Annotated in this window: 1 protein-coding gene; it reads right to left on the bottom strand. The window is 49.3% G+C overall.

Translation table 11 applies throughout. The features are described 5' to 3' along the window. Window positions 1-2,480 (bottom strand): PQQ-dependent sugar dehydrogenase (locus ACTIE6_RS22450; protein ID WP_439558758.1); only part of this gene is annotated, 2,480 nt, incomplete at its 3' end. Between the last annotated feature and the right edge of the window lie 167 nt (window positions 2,481-2,647).

Raw genomic sequence — 2,647 nt, 5'->3', positions numbered from 1 at the left:
AGGTCAATGTTGTTAAAGGCCAGGAAGCTGTTTGCAAAAGGCATTGCAAGAAAACCCGCGCCCTGTGAGCCGATCGCTTTCATTTCAGCGCCTTTTACGATGGCCGCATCCGAAACCGTTAGCTCGGGGCTGCGAAGTACGATCATCTCCTCGGTTGTTTGCGAAGGTACCGCCTTGCTGCCACTCACCGCGCGGTCTGTAAATGCGGCGCGGATCAGTACTGTTCCTCTTCCATTGTCCTGCGCCGGGATCTTGGGTGTATATTCTCCTTTAACCGGTAATGTGCTCAGCGTTTTGTCGGTACTGTTCAGAATGTATTTGACGATCACTTCTGCGTCAGCAACCGGTAGGGCAGGGTGGGCCGCCATTGCTACTTCTCCCCAAACTCCGGAGCCGCCTTCCAATACTTTTTTCACCAGCTTTTCAGTAACACCCGGCTGACCTTTGTATTTGTTCGAAATGTCTGCGAATGAAGGTCCTACCGATTTGGTTGCAGGCTGGTGACAAACTTTACAGTCGCTCTTATTGATCAGTACATTGGCAACAGCAAACTGCGTAGAAGCGTCTACGCTGCGCTGTCCCTGAATCACTTCTGCATAATCAAAACCTTCGGAAGCATAATCAATGCTCACAGCAACCTGGTCAGCGCTGATTTTTCCGTCCGAAAGGCTGCCATCTTCCTTGTCGCTCACGTCAATGGAATAGGGGATAGTCTTACCGGGAAAGAAGAAGGTTTTGTTTCCATCAATATTCACAGCCACTTTCGGCGGTTCGTTACCTGCGATGATTTTAAGCGACTGGCTGTTGGCAGCGCCTTTTGAATCAGTTACGGTCAGGTTTGCAGTATAAATGCCGGGTTTATCAAAACTTGCAACCGGATTGGCTGTATTGTAGCTTTTCACAACACCGCCCGGTCCCATTACTTTCCAACTGTATTTCAATGGATCACCGTCAAAATCCTTCGTGCCTTCGGCAGACAATGTGGCTTTGAAAGGTACCGTTCCGCCCTTTTTGTCGGTAGACACCTGCACTACCGGCTTGCGGTTCCCGCCATTATATTCAATGCGGATCAGGCGCGAGTTGTCACTTTTCTTAAACCAGTTGCTGCCATATTCGAGTACATACAAGTCTCCGTTCGGACCGAATTTAATATCAATCGGCTGAACAGGGTGATAGTTGGGTGCTACGCGTTCCATGCCGGCATAGTCGCCGTTCTTGTCCATTGAAATAGCCATGATCCAGCCGCGAGAGAAGTCGGCCGCGATCCATTTACCTTCATAATAGGCAGGCCATGGACGCTTTGGTGCTTTAAAATCTGTGCGGTGGTAAATCGGTCCGCCAGTGGCGCTGCGTGAGCCGGAGCCTACCAGCGGGAATTTTTCGGAAATATTATAAGGATAGTAAATGAAGCTGGGTGACGTGGGCATCAGCTCCTGCAAACCTGTATTGTTTGGAGAAGTATTAACGAGGTTCTCAGGGTCTTTTTTTGCGAGGGGTTTATTTGCTGCATAGTCGTAAACCGGAAAAGCCTGGTCGTTTCCAACAAACCACGGCCAGCCGAAGTTGCCCGGCTTGCGAGCCTGGTTCAGCTCATCGTACCCCATTGGGCCGATCTCTGAATCTTCACTTGCGTCAGGTCCCACTTCTCCCCAGTACAGGTAGCCCGTTTTGCTGTCCACTGCAATGCGCCAGGGATTTCTGTGCCCCATCGAATAAATCTCAGGACGTGTTTTTGGTGTTCCTTTCGGGTAAAGGTTTCCGGCCGGTATTGTGTAGGTTCCATTGGGTTCAGGGTGGATTTTCAGGATTTTACCTCTTAAATCGTTGGTGTTCCCGGCGTGCCCCTGATCGTCCCAGCTCGCTCTGCCCGGCCGCTCGTCGGTTTGTGCTGCCTTCTGATTACCGGTATTGTTGCCGACGGTCAGGTACAGGTTGCCTGCTTTGTCCCAGGTCATCCCGCCGCCTGTGTGGCAGCAAACTTCACGTTGCGTGTCTACTTCCAGCATCACTTTTTTGGTACTTTCTACCAGCTGCTCGTCTTTAACCTCCCACCGAGCCAGAATGTGTTTTTTCTCGGTTGGATGTGCGTAGTAGAGGTAAATCCAATGGTTTTTGTCGTAGTTCGGGTCCATAGTAAGGCCCATTAATCCTTCTTCTGCCTCGCGTACTACGCCTTCCGCACTCGTATATTTGGTATTTACCGGAATGGTAGCAATGAGATCGGTAGATTTGGTAGACGGATTGTATTTTTTCAGCGCGCCTTTTCTTTCCGCGATAAAAACAGAACCGTCGGTAAGTACCTCAAAAACCATCGGTTCGTCGAGGTTATCGGATACAACAATGGGTGTGAAGCGGCTATCGTCCGGCTTGGGCGGACTATCCTGAAATGTGAATGCAGCTACTCCAAAGAGCAGCGAAAGCTTTGAAATGGTGGAAACAACCCGGCCGGCGCCGGTCTTTAATGGGAAAAGTCTGGTCATATAATAACAGGAAAGAGTATACGGGTAAGATAGCAATATTCTGATAAAAAACTGGCAGGATCTTATTTTTGACTTCCTGTTTTTGTTGCGCATTGATGTACTTCTAAAATCGGTTGAGTTATGGCAAATAAAAGTGCAGGTATTTTGATGTAACGTCGTAAAGAAGA

Source organism: Dyadobacter sp., assembly GCF_051859145.1.
Lineage (GTDB): Bacteria > Bacteroidota > Bacteroidia > Cytophagales > Spirosomataceae > Dyadobacter.
The sequence above is the reverse complement of the archived record's forward strand: the minus strand, read 5'-3'. Positions and strand labels throughout refer to the sequence as shown.